This is a genomic window from Pelomonas sp. Root1444, assembly GCF_001426885.1.
In the GTDB taxonomy this organism is placed as follows: domain Bacteria; phylum Pseudomonadota; class Gammaproteobacteria; order Burkholderiales; family Burkholderiaceae_C; genus Pelomonas.
Genome location: NZ_LMFP01000028.1, coordinates 685,521 through 705,214 on the forward strand (window position 1 = coordinate 685,521; position 19,694 = coordinate 705,214).

Sequence of the window (19,694 nt, forward strand, 5' to 3'; positions counted from 1 at the left end):
CCTTCCATGCCGCGCGTCAACATCGTCGTTCCTGCCTACAACGCCGAAGCCTTCATTGCAGACACGGTCCGCTCAGCCCTGAACCAGACCGCTGGTGACCTGCAGGTCACCGTCATCGACGACGGGTCGCGCGACGCGACGGCCGCCAACGCAGCGCTCGACGACCCCCGCGTGCGCGTCATCTCGCAAGAGAACCGCGGCATGTCCCGATCACGCAATCGCGGCATGACGGAGGTGGACTCCGAGTTCGTCGCGCTGCTGGATGCCGACGACCTCTGGCACCCCGAGAAGCTGCGCCTGCAGCTGGAGGCCTTGCAAGCGCGACCCGATCACGACTTCTGCTACACCGCGTTCCAGGTCTGGCACGGCGAGCCACGGCCGGATTTCTTCAGCTCGACGCGCAGCGGTCGCATCGACGAGGCGTTGTCCGGCTGGATCTACCCGCGCCTCATCCTGGACAACCATGCCCTGCCCTCGTCGGTGGTCTGGCGCCGCAGCGCCTGGGACCGCATGGGCGGGTTCCTGACGAACGACCAGCAGACCGACGACTGGGAGTACCTCGTGCGGGCAAGCACCCAGCACCGCTTCGTTCGCCTGGCCGAACCTTTCGTGCTGTACCGTCAACATGCGGTCTCGCTGTCGCGCCGCATTCCGCGTGTCAACAGCACCGAGTTGATGCGCGCAGAGCTGATCCGCCGCTTCGGCATGAGCGCCCCACCGGGGCATGACATCGACCGCGAGGCGTTGCAGAACTTCCAGCACCGCGGCTGGTGCAACTTCGCCGACGCGCATTGCGCCAGAGGCGATCTTGGCCTGGGGCTCAAGACCTTTGCGCAGCTGCTCATCCGCGGCCCCTACCGCACGCGGACGCTGAACAAGTTCGGCAAGTCATTGTTCCGGCGCTTGGTGCCGAACCACTGAGCGCGACGGTCGGGGGGCGGTCAGCGGCGCGCCGTGCGCTCCAGCACATCGCGATAGACCGCCAGATGGCCTTCCACGCTAGTGCGCCAGGAGAAGCGCCGCGCCCAGGCGACACCTTGCTCCGCGCGCGCGGCACGGGCGGCGTCCGGCAACGACAGCACCTCCTGCAATGACGCCAACCAGGCGTCGAAATCCAGCGGCGCGTTCGTCCATGCCAGTGGCCCCACCAGGTCGACCAGGCTGCTGACCGGGCTGAAAAGGACGGGCGTTCCGGCAGCCTGCGCTTCGACGGCAGGGAAGCCGAAGCCTTCATACAGCGTCGGGTAGATGGCCGCCCTGGCCCCTCGGTACAGGGTCACGAGCTCGCTGTCCTGCAGGAAAGGCGTGAAGTGAACGCGACCACGCAGCGATTCCGGGATGCGGTCCAGCGGCAGCGTACCGGCGCCAAAACCACAGCCGACCAGGTGAAGGTCGTCGCGGCCGCAGCGGGCCAGCAGTTCGAGTGCCCAGTCGAAACGCTTGCGCTGCTGGGCGCCGCCCAGGTAGAGCAGATAGGGCGAACTGCCGAGCGCCTGCTGCAGCGCACCTGGCAGCGGCACGCGTACATCGCTGAAGAACTCGTCCGCGATGCCGTGGGGCACGATGGTCAGCCGGTCGGCCAGGAACGGCCAACGCGCGGCGATGTCCCGGCGCGAGGATTCACTGATGGTGATGACCGCCGCGCAACGCCTGAAAGCGAGGCTTTGCACGTCGTGCATGTAGTGGTGGAACAGGCCGTGTGTTTCCTCCTCCCAGGGCACCGTGTCGTGAATGGTCACGATGGTCGGCACGGGCTGCCAGATCGGCGCGGTGTTCTCGGCGCAGTGCAGCAGTTGCACCCCGGAGCCGCGCAGCTTCAGCGGCAGTCCGAGCTGCTCCCAGAGGTGAAAGCGATCGCCGCGGAAGTCGAAGACCTCGCTGTTGCCCAGCAACGGCTCGGGCACGCGAAATGGCTGGGAAGGGTTGTGCCCATAGGCGGTCCAGCTGATGCCGTCCGCCGGGCGCGTGTTGCGCAGGATCTCTTGCACGTAGCGCCCGGTGCCGCGCAGATGCGGCACGTTCAAGGTGCGGGCGACCATTCCGACATGCACGTTCATGGACGGGATTCTTCCGGGGTTCGGTACGGACGGCGGCGCAGGTGTGCGGCGAGGCGCAAAGCCAAGGCCGCGATCGTCAGGCCGGTGTTGGCAATGCCGCTCGAAGGGATGAGCGAACCGTCGCAGACAAACAAATTGCGAAGCCCATGGACCCGGGCATCGGCATCACAGACGCCGGCGTCGGCGTCTGTCGACAGCCTCGCCGTGCCGGAATGGTGGGCGGCGCTGCTCAGGCCGTTCTGCCACTCGGCGAAGACGCGCGCACGCCTGGTGACCGGCGCCAGCCAGGCCAGCACGTCCTGGACGGAGGCGTCGAGGTCGCGCCGGAAGTCATCGCTCAGGTGCCAGCGACGCAGCCGCCGTTCGCTGCCGTTGGCACTGTCCTGCTCGCCCCAGATTGAAAGCTCTGGCGCCGTCGGCATCTGCGCGCACAACAGCAAGGTGTAGTGGCGCGTGGGAAGGCGGATGCCGAACTTGAAGGACAGGATGTCAAGCACGTCGTCCCAGTGCTTGAAAAGCTGCAAGTAGCGCCATGGATTCCACGGGTTGCGGCGCAAGTCGTTCAACACGCTGCCCACACGCTCGCGGCGGCTGTTGCGGTAGTAGTTGGCGGCTGGCCGCAGCTGGAAGGACATGTGCAGCCCGGCCCGCTTGACGACCAGGGGCAGACGCAGGTTGCCGTCCGTGCCCGGCACGCGGTAATTCCAGAGCCGATAGAGCGGCACCGTGACCTCCACCTCGCCCACGAAGCCCATGGGATGGTCCTCGTAGTGGGCGCCCGCATGCCGCAACGCGGGCAGCTGACGGCGCGCCGCGAGCTTTTGCAGAAGCACCGGTGAGGACAGCCCCCCGGCAGCAAGCACGAAGACATCACCGGGGATCTGGCGGCGCAGTTCGCCGTCGGCAACGGTCAGGCTGGCGATGCCGTCCGACTCGTCAAGTTGGAAGTCGACAACGTCGGCGCGCACGACCTCCACGCGCCCCTGCAGCTGCAGCGCCTCCCACACATTGCGCGGCCACTGCGGGTAGTACAGCCCCTGCAGCAACCCGTCCGGCAGGCCGATGTCGCGATAGCGCTGGCGCAGTTTGCCGATCGCCTCACGGACCCGCGTGAGGCTGGTGCCGGACAAGAGCGCGAAAGCCTGGTCGTAGTACGGGTCCAGCGCCGACTTCGGAAAGGGCCAATGGGCCGCGAAGATCTCTTCGTCGATCTCGATGAGGCCGTTGTGCCAGAGCTGCGTGGAGCCGCCCAGGCCCGCGCCGAAGTGCGGATCGGTGACGGCAGGCAGCCCGACGTCGACCACCGGGTAGCGCCCGTCCACCGCGGCCGCGCCGCGCTCGATGATGACGACGTCGTGGGAATCGAGCAGCCCATGGGCCAACATGCAGCCGCCCAGACCGGCGCCGACGATGACCGCCTTCGGCTTCATCGGCTCAAGTGGCCGGCTGCCCGCAGCCATTCATGCGTCAGCATCACACCTTGTTCAAAGTCGACACGCGGCGCCCAGCCCAGCAGGCGCTTGGCCTTGTCGTTCGAAAACGTGATCGGGAAGGTCTCGCGAAGCACGCGCCCCTCCGGCGGCCAGGGCGCCACCGGTGGCCGCCAGCCGCCCAGGCGCTTGAGCTTGCGCAGCAGGCGCTTGTGCAGGCCGCCGAGGGGCTCGGGCGGGTGCTCGGCCCAGTAACGCTTGGCCTCGGCAGACGACAGGCTCTTGAGGCGCGGCGGCGGCTCCACCATGGCGGCGAAGCGGCGGATGAACTCGCCCCAGCTCACGGCGCGGTCGGCGTTGATGAACATCGCCTGCCCCAAGGCATCCTGACTCACCAAGGCCGCGTCGATGGCGTCGCAGACATCGTCGACGTAGACCACGTTGCAGACACCCGCGCCGTCGTCAAACATCGTCACCTCACCCGCGCGGGCCTGCTGGATGACCTGCAGCTCGAAATGCCCCCCGAGGCCATAGACGACGGTCGGCCGCAGGATCACCGCCCGCAGGTCGCCCCGGTCGATGGCCGCCTGAACGATCTCCTCCTGCTCAGCCTTGGAGTCGGAATACTCGTTGCCGTAACGGCCGATGCGCGCCGTCTCCTCCCGCGCCGCCTCGATGCCAGGTGCCGGCCCGTGAACGGACATCGTGCTGATGTGCACGAACCGGCGCACCCCCTGCGCTACGGCGGCTTGCACCAGGTTCCGGGTCGCCTGAGGACCGCGGTCACCATGGGCCAGGTGGATGACGGCATCACAGCCTTGAAGCCCTTGTGCCACTGCGGCCGGCTGCAGCAGGTCCGCCACGGCGGCCTGACGGCCCTGGGCCAGCAGCTGTGCGGCCGCTGCAGCGCTTCTGACGAGGGCGACATGGCCCTGCTGGCCTTGGGCTTCAAACCGCTCTCGCAGGCGGGAACCGATGAAGCCGGTGGCACCCGTGATCAGGCAACGCGACGGACGCGCATCGAGCAAAGGCATCTTGTGGAATCGAGAGTGTGGACAGGAGGTGGCGGTCTCATCGGCTGAGATCGCAAAGCGTCGATGGCAGTCCGCTCCACCGCCGACCGTCGGGTCGGGCGCGATCATATCGGCGGCCGAGGGGCAATCGGCGTGACGACCTGCTCAATCGCGGGGTACGCATGCCCCCTCTGGAGGAGGGCCCGCGCACTACACTGCCGGGCCCCGACCGGGCGGTGCCCTCCATGGATTTGCTCGCGCAACGCGGCATCCCGGGCCCCTTGAACCATCCCGCCAATGCCCTTGCACATCGCCGTCATCATCTGCACCTGGAACCGCGCCGCGAGCCTCGGTGTGACGCTGAAGTCGTTGCGCGAACAGCAGCTGCCGGCGGGCACGGACGTCGAGTTCATCGTGATGGACAACAACTCGAGCGACGCGACGCGGCAGACGGTGGAGGCCGCCCAAGCGTCGTGGCCCGTCGGCCGTCTTCACTACCTGTTCGAGGGCCGGCAAGGCAAGCAGTTCGCGCTGAACAGCGGCATCGCGTTCGCTCGCTCGCTGGGCTGCAACCTGCTGCTGTTCTCTGACGACGACATCTTGTTCCCCGTGCACTGGTGTCGACAGTCCGCCGAGTTCTTCGCGGACCCGACCGTGATGCTGGTGGGCGGCAAGACGCTTCTGGATTGGCCGCCGACCGGTGCGCCGGTCTGGTTCCACCGCAACATGAGCGCCATCCTGGCCGGCGTGGACCTCGGCGACACGCGGCTGGACCACCCCGATGCCACCTATGCGCCGGCGGGCTCGAACATGGCGGCCCGGGCCGAGCTGTTCGATCTCGTGGGCGGTTTCTCGGAGACGCATTTCCGGCACATGGACTATGAGTTCGGCCAGCGCTGCATGCGGCGCGGCGTGCACGTCGTCTATGAACCCAACTGGGTCGTCAAGGCGCCCGTGGACCCGCACCTGTTGACCAAGCGCTATTTCAGGCGCTGGTCGCTCAAGGCCGGGATCTCGCCGTGGCAGGACATGCAAGCGGGCATCCGCCACTTCGCGTGGGTGCCGGTCTGGCTGTACAGGCAATTGGTGCAGGACATGCTGGCCTGGCTCATCGCGCCAGCACGCGGAGAGAGCCCGGCAACCCGCTTCCTGCGCGAGTTGCGCATCTGGCGCGCATGGGGAACCATCGCGAGCCGCTGGATGTCGAAGCTGCGGCCCGCGGCCTATCCGGCATGGGTGCAGGCACGCTCGCAGAAGCGCCAGAACGTCTATTGAAATGCCGGTGGTCCTCCTCCCCCACCAGGCCAGCGGCAACATCTACATCCGCGAACTGGGCCGCGCCTATGCCGAGTTGGGCTGGACGCCGATCTATGGCCCCGAGAATCTTCTGGAAGGCAATCTGCGGCCAGACCTCCTGCATCTCCATTGGCCCGAGGAGTTCTATCGCTGGCGGGGCGAGGGCACCTTGGCCGCGCGCGCGCAACACTTCCTGATGCGCCTCCAGACGCTGCGCCAGGCCGGCGTGCCCATGGTGTGGACGGTGCACAACCTCGTGCCGCATGACGTGGCCGACGCCACCGTCGATGCCCACGTCTACCGGACCGTCATCGACTCGGTCGACGCCGTTCATCACCACTGCAACTGCTCCATCAAGGCCGTCGCGGCCCGCTATGAGGTTCCGCCGCGCGTGCGGCAGTTCGTCCAGGCGCATGGGCACTATTTCTCCTATCCCAATGCGATCAGCCGGGCGGACGCCCGGAGGGAACTCGGCATTCCGGCAGAGGCCCGCGTGTTCCTGCAGTTCGGTCAGATCCGCGGCTACAAGGGGCTGGACCTCCTGCTGTCCGCGTTTGACCAGCTTGAACTGCCCGGCAAATTCCTTCTTGTCGCCGGCCTCTACAACGCGCCGACGGGGCCAGGCGCATGGCGTGAGCGCCTCCGGCTCGCCTGGCGCAAACGCACGGACCGCAAGCTGCTCATCCATGGTCGCTCCATCGACTCCGACCGCATCCAGGTCTACATGAACGCTGCCGACTGCGTGGTGCTCAGCCACACCGCCGGCTTGAATTCCGGGGTGGCGGTGCTGGGCATGAGCTTTGGCCGCCCGGTCGTCGGCCCGCGCCTGGGGTGCATCGGCGAGACGCTGGGTGAAGAGAACAACTTCACCTACCCCCCGGGCGACGTCAAAGCGCTGACCAGCGCAATGCTCGCGGCGGCGCAAAGCCCGCACCTGTCCGCCCAAGGCCAGAACAACCGGCTTGCCTGCGAGTCCTGGCAATGGACGGGCATCGCCGGCGCGGCCTTGCATGCCGCCGGGCTGAACGGCTGACGATGGCGCCCCTAGCTCCCCCTGCGCAGCCATCCGCTCGCCGTGCCGTCCTGTTCGCGTTCGCACAGCGCTATTTCTCGTTCGCGCTGCAACTGGGCACGTCCGTCATCCTGGCGCGCCTGCTGACGCCCCAGGAGACCGGCATCTTCTCGCTGGCCGCGACCGCGGTCGCCATCGGCGCCATCGTGCGCGAGTTCGGCATTGGCGACTATCTCGTCAGCCAGAAAGAGCTGACGCCGGAGAAGATACGCGCTGCGTTCACGGTGACGGTCGCCGTCGCGTGGATCATCGCCGTCGTCATCGCACTGGCCGCCTATCCGCTGGCTGCGCTGTACAACGAGCCGGGCGTCGCCCGGGTGATGCACATCCTCTGCCTGAACTTCATGCTGTTGCCCCTGGGCGCCACCACCATGGCCCTGCTGGTCAAGGCGCTGAAGTTCGACATCGTCTTCGTGATACAGGCGGGTTCCGCTTTGGTCGGCGCAGCCGTCACCATCCTCTGTGCACTCAACGGTCTCAGCTATACCAGCCCTGCCTGGGGCTCCGTCGCCAGCATCGTGGCGACCTTCGTGCTGCTGATGCTGCTCCAACCCCAGGCGGCCCGCATGCGGCCGAGCTTTCGCAACTTGCGCCAGGTGCTGCAATTTGGCGGCAAGAACACGATGTCGCGCATCGTCGAAGGCGTTTCCACGCGTGCCGACGACTTCATCATCAGCGGCATGCTCGGCTTCCACAGCAGCGGCATTCTGAGCAAGTCCAACAGCCTGAACGCCGGCTTCTACACCTTCTTCGCATCGGCCGTCGTCAGCGTCGCCTCCCCGCTGATGGCACGGGCTCGCCACAGCGGCCGTGAGATCGCCGAGGACTACCGGCGCGTCACGCTGCAGATTGCAGCCGTGCAGTGGCTGTTCTTCGGCGTGATGGGCATTTGCGCGCACGAGATCATCCTGCTGCTTTTCGGCCCGAACTGGGTGGAGGCGGTCCCCATCCTGCAGATCGGGGCCGTCCAGGGCCTGATCTATGCACCGTTCATGCTGTGCACGCCGGTATTGACTGCCTACGGCGCCATGGGCGCGCAACTGCGCGTCAACCTGGTGTTCGGCGCCACGTTGGCGACCTGCCTGCTCATCGGCGCGATGCACAGCCTCATCGCCGCCGCGGCGCTGTCCGTCATTGCGCACACCGTGCGACTGCTGCTGCTCGCCAGAGCAGCCAAAGCGGTCTGCGGCATCTCGACCTACGAGATCGTGCGCAGCATGGGGCCCACCGCCGCGATGGCCGTCGGCGCAGCCGTGGCCACGCTGCTGGGCCGTTCCCTTGCCGAATGGCTGCAACTGCCGCTCGTGCTCAATCTTGGGGTCGCCGTCGCCAGCGGCGGGCTCGCCTGCCTGGGCCTCGCCGTCGCCTTCAAGCACCCGATCTCCGCTGAATTGAAGAGGCTGAGGCGCAAGCCGGCCGGTCTCTGACACCACCCCCCGAATGCCCTGACAGCCATGAAACCCGAGGTCATTGCGCTCTACCTGCCCCAATACCATCCCATCAAGGAGAACGATGAGTGGTGGGAGCCCGGGTTCACCGAGTGGACCAATGTCACCAAGGCCAAGCCGCTGTACCGTGGGCACCACCAACCGAATCTCCCGTCCGAGCTGGGCCTCTACGACCTGCGGGTGCCCGAAGCGCGCGAGGCGCAGGCGGAACTCGCCAAGGCCTATTCGGTCACAGCCTTCTGCTACTACCACTACTGGTTCGGCAACGGTCGGCGCCTGCTTGAGCGGCCGCTGAATGACGTGCTGGCATGCGGCAAGCCGGATTTCCCGTTCATGGTCTGTTGGGCCAACCAGACCTGGTCGGGCGCCTGGCACGGGCTGGACAAGCAGGTTCTCGCCGAGCAGCTCTATCCCGGCGTCGATGACGAGAAGGCGCATTTCGAGACGCTGTTGTCGGCGTTCCGCGACCCGCGCTATCTGCGCGTGAAGGGCAAACCGGTATTCATGGTTTACGCCCCCGACGACCTGCCCGATCCGGTTGCCTTCATCGCTCATTGGCGGCGGCTGGCCGAGGAGGCGGGCCTGCCGGGCCTCTATGTCCTCGCCGAACATCGCGATCCCTTCTGGGACGCCAGGGCTCACGGTTTCGACGCCTTCATCCTCAAGCCCAGCTTCATGCGTCGGCGTGCCTGGACGCCCTGGTCGCAGCCCCTGCAGAAGATCCGCAACCGCATCCTGGACGCACTGGGCCGGCCGTCGGTGTTCGACTACGAAGCCATGCAACCCTACCTGTTGCCGGAGCGCGCCTCACCACAGGCCATTCCGTGCGTGCTGCCCAACTGGGACAACACGCCGCGCAGCGGCGCGCGCGGTGTCGTGCTGGAGAACTCGACACCGCAAAAGTTCGGCGCCGCCCTGGACCGCGCACTCGCGCTGTGGCGCGGACGGGACAGGGAAGACAACTTCCTGTTCGTGAAGTCTTGGAACGAGTGGGCCGAAGGCAATCATCTGGAGCCGAACCGCCGATGGGGACGGGCCTACCTTGAAGTGCTGGCCGCAAAGATCAACGCGTCCCGCTGAGCTGACCACGACCGGCCGATGCCTTCCTCCACCGCCCTGCCCGGCTTGCCCTCATGGGCCTGCGAACCTCTCGACCCCGCCCAGGGGCTCGGGCGGCACCGGGACGACTGGGACGCATTGAACGAACGGCTTTTCGGCGGCCATCCGCTGCTGGACGCCGGCTTTGTCGACGCGCTGTTACGCCATTTCGGCGAGCCCGGCCTCCACCTGTGCACGGCTTCGCAAGGGGGCGCCCGGCCGCAAGCGATGACGCTGCTGAAAAGGCAGAACAGGGGCCTGGGGATTTGGTCCAGCTTCCTGCCCATGCAGGCCCAGATCGCACCGGCATTGATGACGCAATCCACGCCGGCAAAGCATCTGCTGAAACTGCTGCCGGCCTACGCCACGCAACTCGACCTGTTGTGCAACGACCCGCGCTTTGGCGATCTCCGCGGCCAAGGCGCCCATGTCATGCCCCATGCGCTGACGATGAGCGTCAGCCTGGCCGGGGGCTTCGACGACTACCTGGCGCAGCGTCCGCGCAAGCTGATGCAGAACATGCGCCGCTATCTGCGTCGCCTGCAATCCGAAGGCGGCCGCGAGCGGGTGGACGTCATCACAGCGCCCGAACTCATGGCCGCGGCCGTCGATCGCTATGCAGCGCTCGAGAGCCGTGGCTGGAAGGGCCGCAAGGGTACCGCCGTGCGCAGCGACAACGCCCAGGGCCGCTTCTACGCCGACGTCATGCGCTGCTTCGCGGAGCGCGGCGAGGCCATGGTGTACGAGCTCTGGCTCGGCGAAGACTTGCTGGCTTCACGCATGATGCTGTCCCGTGGCGGGATGACCGTGATGCTCAAGACGGCCTTCGACGAGAATTTCGAGCGCTTCGCACCGGGTCGCATCCTGCTGCTGCGCACGCTGGAGGACCTGTTCAAGCGCACGCCCGGCGGGGTCGTCGAGTTCTACACCGATGCCGAGGCCGACCTGCTGGCATGGTCGACATCGCAGCGCTGGATCAACCATGTGAGCGTCTACCGGCATCGTGGGCTGCCCTGGTTCTACGAGCTGCTCAGGCGCGGCGGGCGCAGCTGGAAGCGCCGTGGGCAGGAGCGGCCGCTCGACGTCACGGCGATGGCTCAACGCAGCGGCGCGACGGTGGAGCGGTTCGCCCACCCGCGCGAGCTGCCTGAGGATGCGCTGGCCCTGTTGCGACGCCGCGAGCAGGCCTATGTGGAGTTTGGCGCCGACTGGTTCGGGCTCTTGTGCGACACCGTCTTTCGCGACGCTTCGCAGACCAGCTTCCATGTCCTGCGCCGTCAGGGCCGCACGCTCGCGGTGCTGCCCATCGCCAAGCAGCAGGGCGAGTCCAACACCGAGGTCGGCGCGCTGGCCAACTACTACACGACGCTGTACTCGCCCGCGCTGGAGGACGACCTCGCGCCCGAGGACCTGCTGCCGCTGGTGCTGGCGCTGCGGCGCGAGCACGGCGCGCCGGCCTATCGCTTCTGGCCGATGGACCCGGCGACGCGCGAGTTCGAGCTGCTGCGCGAGGCGCTGCGCCTGGCCGGCCTGCGGCCACACGCGTACTTCGCCTTCGGCAACTGGTATCTGCAAGTCGAGGGCGACTGGGCCGGCTACCTGAAAAACCGCAGCGGCCAGTTGCGCAGCACCATCAAGCGCATGACCAAGCGGCTGGCGGCCGAGGACGGTGGCCGGCTGGAGATCATCCGCGACGAAGCCGACATGGAGCGCGGCATCGCGGCCTACCAGGCGGTCTACGACGCCAGCTGGAAGGTGCCCGAACCCTACGTCGATTTCATCCCCGGGCTGATCCGGCTCTGCGCCCGCCGCGGCTGGCTGCGCCTGGGCGTGGCCTGGATCGGCGACAAGCCCATCGCCGCCCAGCTGTGGATCGTCAACGCCGGCCGAGCCCATATCTACAAGGTGGCCTATGACGAGGCCTTCAAGGCCATCGCGCCGGGCACGCTGGTCACGGCCCTGCTGCTCGAGGAGGCCATCGATCGCGACAAGGTCGCCGAGGTGGACTACCTGATCGGCGACGACGCCTACAAGAAGACCTGGATGAGCCACCGCCGCGAGCGCTTCGGCCTGATCGCCTACGACCCGGCCACGCCGCGTGGCCTGTACGGCCTCTTGCGCCAGGCGGTCGGCAACACCTGGCGGCGGTTGCGCGCGCTGCGAACACCCCCTGCCCTTCCCGCAGACAATCCCGCGTCCTGATCCCAAGAGCCCGCATGCAAGCCCACGCCCTGCCGCCCGACACGCCCTTCGCCTCCGGCTCACCTCGCTTTGCCGCGCCGGCTGCCGATGCCCTGGCCGCCTGGCAGCAGGCCCATGCCGCGCGCGGTGCGGCGTGCGCGGCCGATGTGGGCGGAGAGTTCGCCGTGGCGCTGGACCTGCCTGGCGGCGGCACCTACCTCGCCGTGGACCGCTTCGCCGTGCACAGCCTGTGCTACGCGGTGCGCGACGGCCGGCTGCACTACGCCACGCGCGCCGACGCGCTGGCCCGCCAGCTCGGCATCCGCGAGCTCGACAACCAGGCCATCTTCGACTACCTCTTCCACCACTGCATCCCGTCGCCGCGCACCATCTATGCGGGCATCCACCGCCTGCCGCCGGCGCACTATGCGCTGTTCCAGAACGGCCAGCTGACCGTCGCGCCCTACTGGACCGCGCGCTTCGACGAGCAGCCCGCCCCCAACTTCGATGCGCTGCGCGACGAGTTCCGCGGCATCCTGCGTGCCGCCGTGAAGGACCGCCTGACGGGCGACGGCAAGACGGCCTGCTTCCTCTCCGGCGGCACCGACAGCTCCACGGTCGCGGGCCTGCTGCGCGAGGCCACCGGCCAGGCACCGGCGAGCTATTCCATCGGCTTCGAGGCCGAGGGCTATGACGAGATGGCCTATGCGCGCATCGCGGCCAAGGCCTTCGGCGCGGACCACCACGAGTACTACGTGACGCCGGCCGACCTGGTCGCGGCCATCCCCGATGTCGCGGCCCACTACGACCAGCCGTTCGGCAATTCGTCCGCCGTGCCGGCCTTCTACTGCGCACGCAAGGCGCACGACGACGGCTACACGCGCATGCTGGCCGGCGATGGCGGCGACGAGCTCTTCGGCGGCAACGTGCGCTACGCCAAGGAACGCGTCTTCCACGTCTACAGCCAGATCCCGTCGCCGCTGCGCGCCGGCGTGCTCAACCCGCTGTTCGTCAACCCGGTCACCGGCAACATCCCGCTGCTGAAGAAGGGCACCAGCTACATCAAGCAGGCCCGCGTGCCCATGCCCGACCGCATGCAGAGCTACAACCTGCTGGACCGGCTGGGCATGGCCGAGGTGTTGACGCCGGCCTTCCTGGCCGCCGTGGACACCGGCGCGCCGCGCCAGCACCAGCGCGCCACCTGGGCGGCCGGCCCGCACGACGCCAGCCTCGTCAACCAGATGCTGGCCTTCGACTGGCGCTACACGCTGGCCGAGAACGACCTGCCCAAGGTCGTCGGCACGACGGCGCTGGCCGGCGTCGACGTCGGCTTTCCGCTGCTGGACACCCGCCTGCTGGACTTCTCGCTGAAGCTGCCCACCAGCTACAAGCTCAAGGGCCTGAAGCTGCGCTGGTTCTTCAAGGAGGCGCTGCGCGGCTTCCTGCCCGACGAGATCCTGACGAAGAAGAAGCACGGTTTCGGCCTGCCCTTCGGCCCCTGGGCCGTCAAGGATGCTGCGTTGAACGCCCTGGCGGCCGAATCACTGCGCGGCGTGGCCGCGCGCGGCATCGTGCGCGCCGAGTTCGTCGACAGCCTGCTCAATCACCGCCTGAAGGAACACGCCGGCTACTACGGCGAGATGGTGTGGATCCTGATGATGCTGGAGCAGTGGCTGCGCCGGCATGCACCGGACTACCGGCTGGGCTGAAGCGCGCCGGCCGGGCCGCGGGAATCAGCCCAGCGCCTGAGCCAGTGCGCCGACGACCTGGTCCTGCTGCGCGTCCGTGAGGTCGGCGCTCATCGGCAGGCTCAACACCCGCCGGGCGGTATCGATGCTGTTCGGGCAGTCCTCGGGCCGGCCGTACCTGGCGTAGGCCGGCTGGTGGTGCAAGGGCCGCGGGTAGTGCACGGCCGTCGGGATGCCGGCCGCCTTGAGCTTGCCCTGCACCGCCTCACGGTCGTCGACGAAGACTGTGTACTGCGCCCAAACGCAATCGCGGTCGTCGCGCACGGCGAGCAGTTGCAGGCCGGGGATCGCGGCGTGCAACTTGGCGCGATAGGCCTCGCCCAGCGCCAGCCGGCGGCTCACTTCCCATTCGAAGCGGTCGAGCTTGCCCAGCACGACGGCGCATTGCAGCGTGTCCATGCGGCCACCCACGCCGATGCGCGTGTGCAGGTAGCGCTGGCTCTGGCCGTGGGTGCGGATCTCGCGGCAGGCCTGGGCGAGCTGGTCGTCGTTCGTGAAGATGGCACCGCCGTCGCCGTAGCAGCCCAGCGGCTTGCTCGGGAAGAAGCTGGTGCAGCCGAAGGTGGAGAGATTGCAGCTCTTCTTGCCCTTGTAGCTGGCACCAAAGCTCTGCGCGGCGTCCTCGATGACGGTCAGGCCGTGCTGGCCGGCGATGGCGTTGATCGCGTCCATGTCCGCCACCTGCCCGTACAGGCTCACCGGCATGATGGCCTTGGTGCGGGCCGTGATGGCGGCTTCGATCAGCGTTGCGTCGATGTTGGCCGTGTCGGGCTCGATGTCGACGAAGACAGGCACGCCGCCGGCCAGCACGATCATCTCGGCCGTGGCCGCGAAGGTGAAGGGGCTGGTGATGACCTCGTCGCCCGGCTGCAGGTCCAGCGCCATCAGGCAGATCAGCAGGGCCTCGGTGCCGCTGGCGACGCTGATGCAGTGCCTGGCACCGGTGTAGGCGTTGAGCGCGGCCTCCATCTCCTTGACCTCGGGGCCGAGGATGTACTGGCCATGGTCGAGCACCGCCTGGATGCGGGCGTTGATGTTGTCGCGCAGCGCCGCGTACTGGCTCTTGAGGTCGATGAAGTCCATCAGATCAGGCTCAATTGGTCGTCGACGAGGCGGTATCGGTCGCCGGTGTTCGGGCAGGTGATGTCGATCGGCTGCGGGCTGCTGACGGGCAGCGCCAGCCGCTCGCCGAAGCGGCTCATCCAGCCGATCTGCCGAGCCGGCACGCCCACCATCAACGCGAAGTCGGGCACGTCGCGGTTGATGACGGCGCCCGCGCCGATGAAGGCGTGGCGGCCGATGGTGGTGCCGCAGACGATGGTCGAGTTGGCGCCCAGCGTGGCGCCCTGCTTCACGAGCGTGCGGCGGTATTCGTCCTTGCGCGTGACGGCCGAGCGCGGGTTGTAGACGTTGGTGAACACCATGCTCGGGCCGCAGAAGACGTCGTCCTCCAGCGTCACGGCGTCGTAGACGGAGACGTTGTTCTGGATCTTGACGTTGTCGCCGATGCGCACGTCGTTGCCGACATAGACGTTCTGGCCGAAGGAGCACCTGGCGCCGATGCGCGCACCGGCGCTGATGTGCACGAAGTGCCAGACGCGGCAGCCATCGCCGAGCTGGGCGCCGTCGTCGACGATGGCCGAGGGATGGATGGTGGTGGCCATCAGTCGCGCCCGCCGGGCCGCCCCGAGGGCGCGAGCGCCCCCGCAGGGTGCAATGAACGAAGTGAGCGTGGGGGCATGTCAGTAATTCAGCGGCAGGTTGATGCGCTTGCCATCGCGCGCGCTCATGTACATCGCGATCAGCAGCTCCAGCGACTTCAGGCCCTCGCGGCCGTCGGTCTCCGCATGCGATTCACCGCGCAGCGTCCGGATGACGTTGTCGTAGTACAGCGGATGGCCGAAGCCGTAGACCGAAGTGGTCTGGTAGCTGGCGTCCTGAATCAGCCCATCCATCTCGTGCGGGGCGTCGAACTCCCAATGCTGGATCTCGTTGACCGCCAGGCCGCCGACGCGCACCGAGCCCTTCTCGCCCAGCAGCGTGATGGAGCCTTCGAGGTTCCTGGGATAGGTCAGCATGCTGACGTTGACGGTGCCCATCGCGCCGTTGCGCCACTTCAGCGCGGCCACGCCGCTGTCCTCCACCTCGATGTTGCGCGCCAGCGTGCCGGTGTAGGCCATGACGCTCTCGACCGGGCCACAGATCCAGTCGAGCAGGTCGACGTAATGGCTGGCTTGGTTCATGAAGGCGCCGCCGTCGAACTCCCAGGTGCCGCGCCACTCGGCGCTGTCGTAGTAGGCCTGCGGACGGGTCCAGAAGACGTTGACGGCGACGTTGTACAGGCGGCCGAAGCGGCCCTCGCTCATCGCGCGCTTGAGCAGCTGCAGCGTCGGGTTGCGACGGTTCTGCTTGACGACGAACAGGCGCACGCCGGCGTCGTCGCAGGCCTTGACCATGTCGAGACCATCCTGCCAGCGGGTGGCCATGGGCTTCTCGGTCATGACGTCGAGGCCGGCCCGGGCCGTCTCGATGACCTGGCGGGGATGCAGGCCGCTGGGGGTGGCCAACACGATGCAGTCGACGCCAAGCTCAGCCTTGGCGGCGAGCAGCTCGGTCAGCGAAGCGAAGCCCCGCGCGCCCGTCTTGGCGACGGCGACTTGCAGCGCCGCGGGGTCGACATCGCACACGGCCACCAGTTCGGCGCGCTCGGCGTGCTTCTTGATCGCCTCCATGTGGTTCTGGGCGATGCGGCCACAGCCGATCAGCGCAAAGCGGACCGGGTGGCCGGCGACGGGGGGGCGGGACTGTTGCATGCGGTTCACCAGTGAGCTGTCGATTCTGGGCGGCATTGTCGGCAGTTCGCCGCCCGAGCCGCACCAAACGGCATCAGCCCATCAGGTTGCGCGCCAGCCTCATGCCGAACTTCAGGCGGCTGCGGTCCCAGGGCGTGAAGCGCGGGATCTGGAAAACGTCGTCCGTGCGCCGCGCGGCGGCCCAGCGCGTCGACACCGCAGCATCGAAGCCCAGCTCGCGCACGATGGCCGGGTGCACGTCCGGCAGGTAGTCGGTGCCGGGCTTGCCGTTCGGGTAGGCGAACAGCCCCACGCGCTCACCCAGCAGCGACTGCAGCACGTCGCGGCTGCGGCCGATCTCGTCCGCCGCCCGCTGCGCATCGAGCTTGGCCAGGATGGGATGGCTGACGGTGTGGGCGCCGATCTGCATGCCCGCGGCACGCAGCGCGCGCACCTGGCCGCTGCTCATCATGAGGTCGCCGGGTGGCGTCACCTCGGCGCGTGCGGCAATGGCGTCGACGCAGGCCACACGCGGCTCCGGCGGCAGGTACTTGACCCGCTCGATCAAGCGGCCCAGCGCCGCGCGGCGGCCGGTGTCATCCCCAAGCACATGCTGGCCGAGGTCCTCGCCGCGCCCATCGACGAGGCCGCGCAGGTCCAGCGCCGGCAGTTGGCTCAGCCGCACCGATTCGATCAGCGTGTCGTTCCACATGCGGCCGCCGTCGAGGAAGCCGGTGGCGACGAAGAAGCTGCACGGCAGGCCATGCTTTTGCAGCAGCGGCAGCGCCACGTCGTGGTTGTCGGCATAGCCGTCGTCGAAGCTCAGCGCCGCGGCGCGCGCGGGCAGGCTGCCGTCGTGCAGCTGGCGGATCGCCGTGTCCAGCGGCAGCACGTTGAACCAGGACCTGGCCCAGCCCAGCAGCTCGTCGAAGCGGGCCGCATCGACCTCGTCGGGAAACAGCGGGTCGGGCTGGCGCAGCACGCGGTGGAAGATCAGCACGGTCAGGCGTGCGCCCGGGCCAGCCGGGGACAGGAGGCTGAAGAGCGGTTTCATCACAGGTTGGGCACGCGATTCTTTTTCTCGAAGCGCTTCTTCAGGAACGCCGGCCAGTAGATGACCGGCTCCTCCTTCTCGCGCAGCCAATCCTTGCGGTCCAGCCAGCGCTTGCCGACGACGGCCAGGATCAGCACGTTGTAGGGCAGGTCCCAGTAGCTGAGGCTCAGGAAGGCGCCGCCCACCGCATAGCCGGCCAGGCTGACCTGCAGCATGCCGCCGAGGTCGGACAGCCACTGCGTCTGCGGCTGGGCCCGGCCCTTGATGCGCAGCGTGCCGGCCGTGAAGAAGACCATGGTGAACAGCGTCAGGTACAGGAACAGGCCGACGAAGCCCTGTTCGCCCAGCACCATGAAGTAGATGCTGTGCGCCGCATGCACGTCGTTGGGGTCGGGGGCATAGATGGAGAAGATGCTGCCGGTCCAGATGAAGAACCCGCCGCCGAAGAAGTTGGACTTGGCCAGGTTCCAGGCCATCCACCAGGCATTGATCCGGCCCATCGCCGACTCGTCCTGCTGGTAGGTCTTGATGGTGTTCATGCGATCCCACCACTCCGCCGGCATGACCGACAGCAACGCCGCGGCGACCACCACCATGACGAGGGCGCCGATCAGCTTGTTCTTGCTGCGCCACCACAGCACCAGCGCCATCGCCGCAATGGCAAGCAACGCGCCGCGCGAGTGGCTGCCCAGCGCCGCCATCGCCATCAGCACCATGCAGACGGTCATCGTCGTCTTGGCCCACTTGGCCTGCATCTGCATCTGCAGGAAGCGCATCAACGGAATGACGATGACGACCGCCAGCGCAATCTCGTTGTTGCCTTCGATGTAAGTGCTCTCCGGCCCCCAGACCTTGTAGCTGCCGCCGGTCAGCAGCGTGAACGCACCGCCCTTGACGCCGAAGAAGCCGATCGAGAAGACCAGCACCCAGGTCAGCAGCATCATGTGGCGCTTGCTGTGCAGCAGCACGATGGCCACCAGGATCATCAGGTCGATCTTCATGACCCGCTTCCAGAGCTCGAAGGCTTCGTCGAAGATCATCGAGAACGGCAGCGTGATGCACATCCACGCCATGAAGATCATCAACGTGATGCTCTCGCGGCTGAGCGAATAGTCACGCCTGTCCTTGGTGATGAAGAGCCCGATCAGCGTCGCGCCGCCGATGGCAGCTGCGAAAGGCATCGTGCGCAGCGACCAGGTCAGCTGGTGCGGGTTCATGATGCTGAGCCAGGTCCACCCGAGGATGCCGATCCACGGCCGCTTGAAGGCCTGGACGATGATCCAGACGAGGATGGCGAGCAGCGCGAGATCACGCATGGGCAGCCTCCCGCCGGATGGCGTGGAACAGGTCCAGCTGCCCCTCCGTCGTCGCCTGCCAGCTGAAGCCTTCGGCGTAGCTGCGCGTGGCGGCCCGGTCGACGCCCGCGCCCAGCAGGCTCTCGATGCCCAATGCGAAAGCCGCGCCCGTGCGTTCGGCCACCAGCCGCCCCGCCTGCGGCGCGGCGACGACCTCGGGCGTGCCCCAGATGTCGGTGGCCACGACCGGCGTGCCGCAGGCCATGGACTCGAGCAGCACGTTGGCCCAGCCCTCGCGGCTGGAGCACAGCAGCAGCACGTCGGCGGCGCTGTACCACTTCAGCAGCTCGGTGTTGGGCAGCGAGCCGGTCAGCCGTACCCTGTCGGCCACGCCAAGCCGCGCGGCCAGCGCCGTCAGCGCTGCGCGCTCCTCGCCCTCGCCGATGATGACGAGGCGGGCGCCGGGCCGCTGGCGGGCCAGCGCGGCCAGTGCCTCGATGGCGACATGGTGGCCCTTGCGTTCGATCAGATGCCCCACCGACAGCAGCAACGGGTCGCCGCCGATGCCCAGCTCGGCGCGCATCTGGTCCTGAGGCAGCGGCCGGAAGCGCTCCAGGTCCACGCCGTTGCGCAACGTGTGCAGCCTGGCCGGGTCATGGCCCCAGCCGCGCAGCACGTCCATCAGCGCGGCGCAGACGCCGATGGAGCCGGCGGCGCGCCGGGCGGCCCACTCGATCATGCGTCTGGGCAGCGGGTATTGCGGGATCAGGTTCAGGTCGGTGCCGCGGGCGGTGATGGTCAGCGGCTTGTCGAACCACTTGGCCAGCAGCGCGGCGGCGACGCCGTCGGGGTAGTAGTAGTGCGCGTCGATGAGGTCGAAGTCGAAGCCCTCGTCGATCAGCTTTCGCACCGCCGCCTTCGCGCCTAGGGCCAGCGTCAAAGGCGCCGACGTCATGCCCACCTTCGGAGCCAGCAGGTAGCGCGGATGCAGCACATCGATGCCGTTGCGCTGCTCGCGCGCCGGGGTGGCGGCGAATTTCGCGTACTCGCCCCAGCGCGGGTTCGTGGAGGGGAACCAGGGCACCGGCGCGACGACGCGCGACTCGACGCGGCCGCTCTTCAGCAGTTCGCGCAGCCGCGTCTCGACGAAGATGCCGTGGCTGGGCCGCACGCTGCTGGGGAACAGCGTCGAGAAAGTCAGGACCTTCAG

The 19,694-nt window shown here is 67.8% G+C and carries 16 protein-coding genes; 7 read left to right on the forward strand and 9 right to left on the reverse strand.

What is annotated here, in order from left to right:
• Positions 1-6: 6 nt before the first annotated feature.
• Positions 7-921, forward strand: a complete 915-nt coding sequence (locus ASD35_RS20915; protein ID WP_056876869.1) for a glycosyltransferase family A protein — start codon at positions 7-9, stop codon at positions 919-921.
• A gap of 20 nt (positions 922-941) precedes the next feature.
• Here the strand turns inward: ASD35_RS20915 and ASD35_RS20920 are convergent, their stop codons facing one another.
• From ASD35_RS20920 to ASD35_RS20930, 3 genes are read right to left on the reverse strand one after another with little or no spacing between them, the layout of a single operon-like run.
• Positions 942-2,057, reverse strand: coding sequence for a glycosyltransferase family 1 protein (locus ASD35_RS20920; protein WP_056876870.1), 1,116 nt, complete (start codon positions 2,055-2,057; stop codon positions 942-944).
• A complete protein-coding gene (locus tag ASD35_RS20925) occupies positions 2,054-3,487 on the reverse strand; it encodes a GMC oxidoreductase (RefSeq protein WP_056876871.1) in 1,434 nt (477 codons plus the stop codon). Before ASD35_RS20925 ends, ASD35_RS20920 begins: the two co-directional genes overlap by 4 nt.
• A complete protein-coding gene (locus ASD35_RS20930) occupies positions 3,484-4,521 on the reverse strand; it encodes an NAD(P)-dependent oxidoreductase (RefSeq protein WP_056876872.1) in 1,038 nt (345 codons plus the stop codon). Before ASD35_RS20930 ends, ASD35_RS20925 begins: the two co-directional genes overlap by 4 nt.
• Before the next feature lie 276 nt (positions 4,522-4,797).
• Here ASD35_RS20930 and ASD35_RS20935 point away from each other — a divergent pair, with 276 nt between their 5' ends.
• The 6 genes from ASD35_RS20935 to ASD35_RS20960 are packed head-to-tail and all read left to right on the forward strand — an operon-like array spanning position 4,798 to position 13,304.
• The gene (locus tag ASD35_RS20935) at positions 4,798-5,775 is read left to right on the forward strand and encodes a glycosyltransferase family 2 protein (RefSeq protein ID WP_056876873.1); all 978 of its coding nucleotides are present in this window, start codon (positions 4,798-4,800) and stop codon (positions 5,773-5,775) included.
• Between the two features lies 1 nt (position 5,776).
• Positions 5,777-6,829 carry a glycosyltransferase family 4 protein gene (locus tag ASD35_RS20940; protein ID WP_056876874.1) on the forward strand — a complete coding sequence of 351 codons (1,053 nt, stop codon included), beginning with the start codon at positions 5,777-5,779 and terminating at the stop codon, positions 6,827-6,829.
• A gap of 2 nt (positions 6,830-6,831) precedes the next feature.
• Positions 6,832-8,295 carry an oligosaccharide flippase family protein gene (locus tag ASD35_RS20945; RefSeq protein ID WP_056876875.1) on the forward strand — a complete coding sequence of 488 codons (1,464 nt, stop codon included), beginning with the start codon at positions 6,832-6,834 and terminating at the stop codon, positions 8,293-8,295.
• 27 nt (positions 8,296-8,322) lie between these two features.
• Positions 8,323-9,396 (forward strand): glycoside hydrolase family 99-like domain-containing protein, encoded by a 1,074-nt coding sequence (locus tag ASD35_RS20950; protein WP_056876876.1) that lies wholly within the window; start codon positions 8,323-8,325, stop codon positions 9,394-9,396.
• Between the two features lie 18 nt (positions 9,397-9,414).
• Complete coding sequence (locus tag ASD35_RS20955; protein WP_082580320.1) at positions 9,415-11,616, forward strand: GNAT family N-acetyltransferase; 2,202 nt, start codon at positions 9,415-9,417, stop codon at positions 11,614-11,616.
• A 14-nt stretch (positions 11,617-11,630) separates the two neighbouring features.
• On the forward strand, positions 11,631-13,304 hold the full coding sequence (locus tag ASD35_RS20960; protein WP_056876878.1) for an asparagine synthetase B: 1,674 nt from the start codon (positions 11,631-11,633) through the stop codon (positions 13,302-13,304).
• A gap of 24 nt (positions 13,305-13,328) precedes the next feature.
• On the opposite strand, the gene ASD35_RS20965 is transcribed toward ASD35_RS20960, so the two are convergent.
• The 6 genes from ASD35_RS20965 to ASD35_RS20990 all read right to left on the reverse strand — a co-directional run bounded on the left by ASD35_RS20965 (position 13,329) and on the right by ASD35_RS20990 (position 19,694).
• Positions 13,329-14,426, reverse strand: coding sequence for a DegT/DnrJ/EryC1/StrS aminotransferase family protein (locus ASD35_RS20965; RefSeq protein WP_056876879.1), 1,098 nt, complete (start codon positions 14,424-14,426; stop codon positions 13,329-13,331).
• Positions 14,426-15,007, reverse strand: coding sequence for an acyltransferase (locus tag ASD35_RS20970; protein WP_056876880.1), 582 nt, complete (start codon positions 15,005-15,007; stop codon positions 14,426-14,428). The genes ASD35_RS20965 and ASD35_RS20970 overlap by 1 nt, the downstream gene beginning before the upstream one ends.
• Positions 15,008-15,085: 78 nt before the next feature.
• On the reverse strand, positions 15,086-16,156 hold the full coding sequence (locus tag ASD35_RS20975; RefSeq protein ID WP_056876881.1) for a Gfo/Idh/MocA family protein: 1,071 nt from the start codon (positions 16,154-16,156) through the stop codon (positions 15,086-15,088).
• A 73-nt stretch (positions 16,157-16,229) separates the two neighbouring features.
• A complete protein-coding gene (locus ASD35_RS20980; RefSeq protein WP_056876882.1) occupies positions 16,230-17,189 on the reverse strand; it encodes a polysaccharide deacetylase family protein in 960 nt (319 codons plus the stop codon).
• Positions 17,189-18,505, reverse strand: a complete 1,317-nt coding sequence (locus ASD35_RS20985) for a putative O-glycosylation ligase, exosortase A system-associated (RefSeq protein WP_056876883.1) — start codon at positions 18,503-18,505, stop codon at positions 17,189-17,191. The genes ASD35_RS20980 and ASD35_RS20985 overlap by 1 nt, the downstream gene beginning before the upstream one ends.
• Positions 18,498-19,694 (reverse strand): glycosyltransferase family 4 protein, encoded by a 1,197-nt coding sequence (locus ASD35_RS20990; protein ID WP_056877460.1) that lies wholly within the window; start codon positions 19,692-19,694, stop codon positions 18,498-18,500. Before ASD35_RS20990 ends, ASD35_RS20985 begins: the two co-directional genes overlap by 8 nt.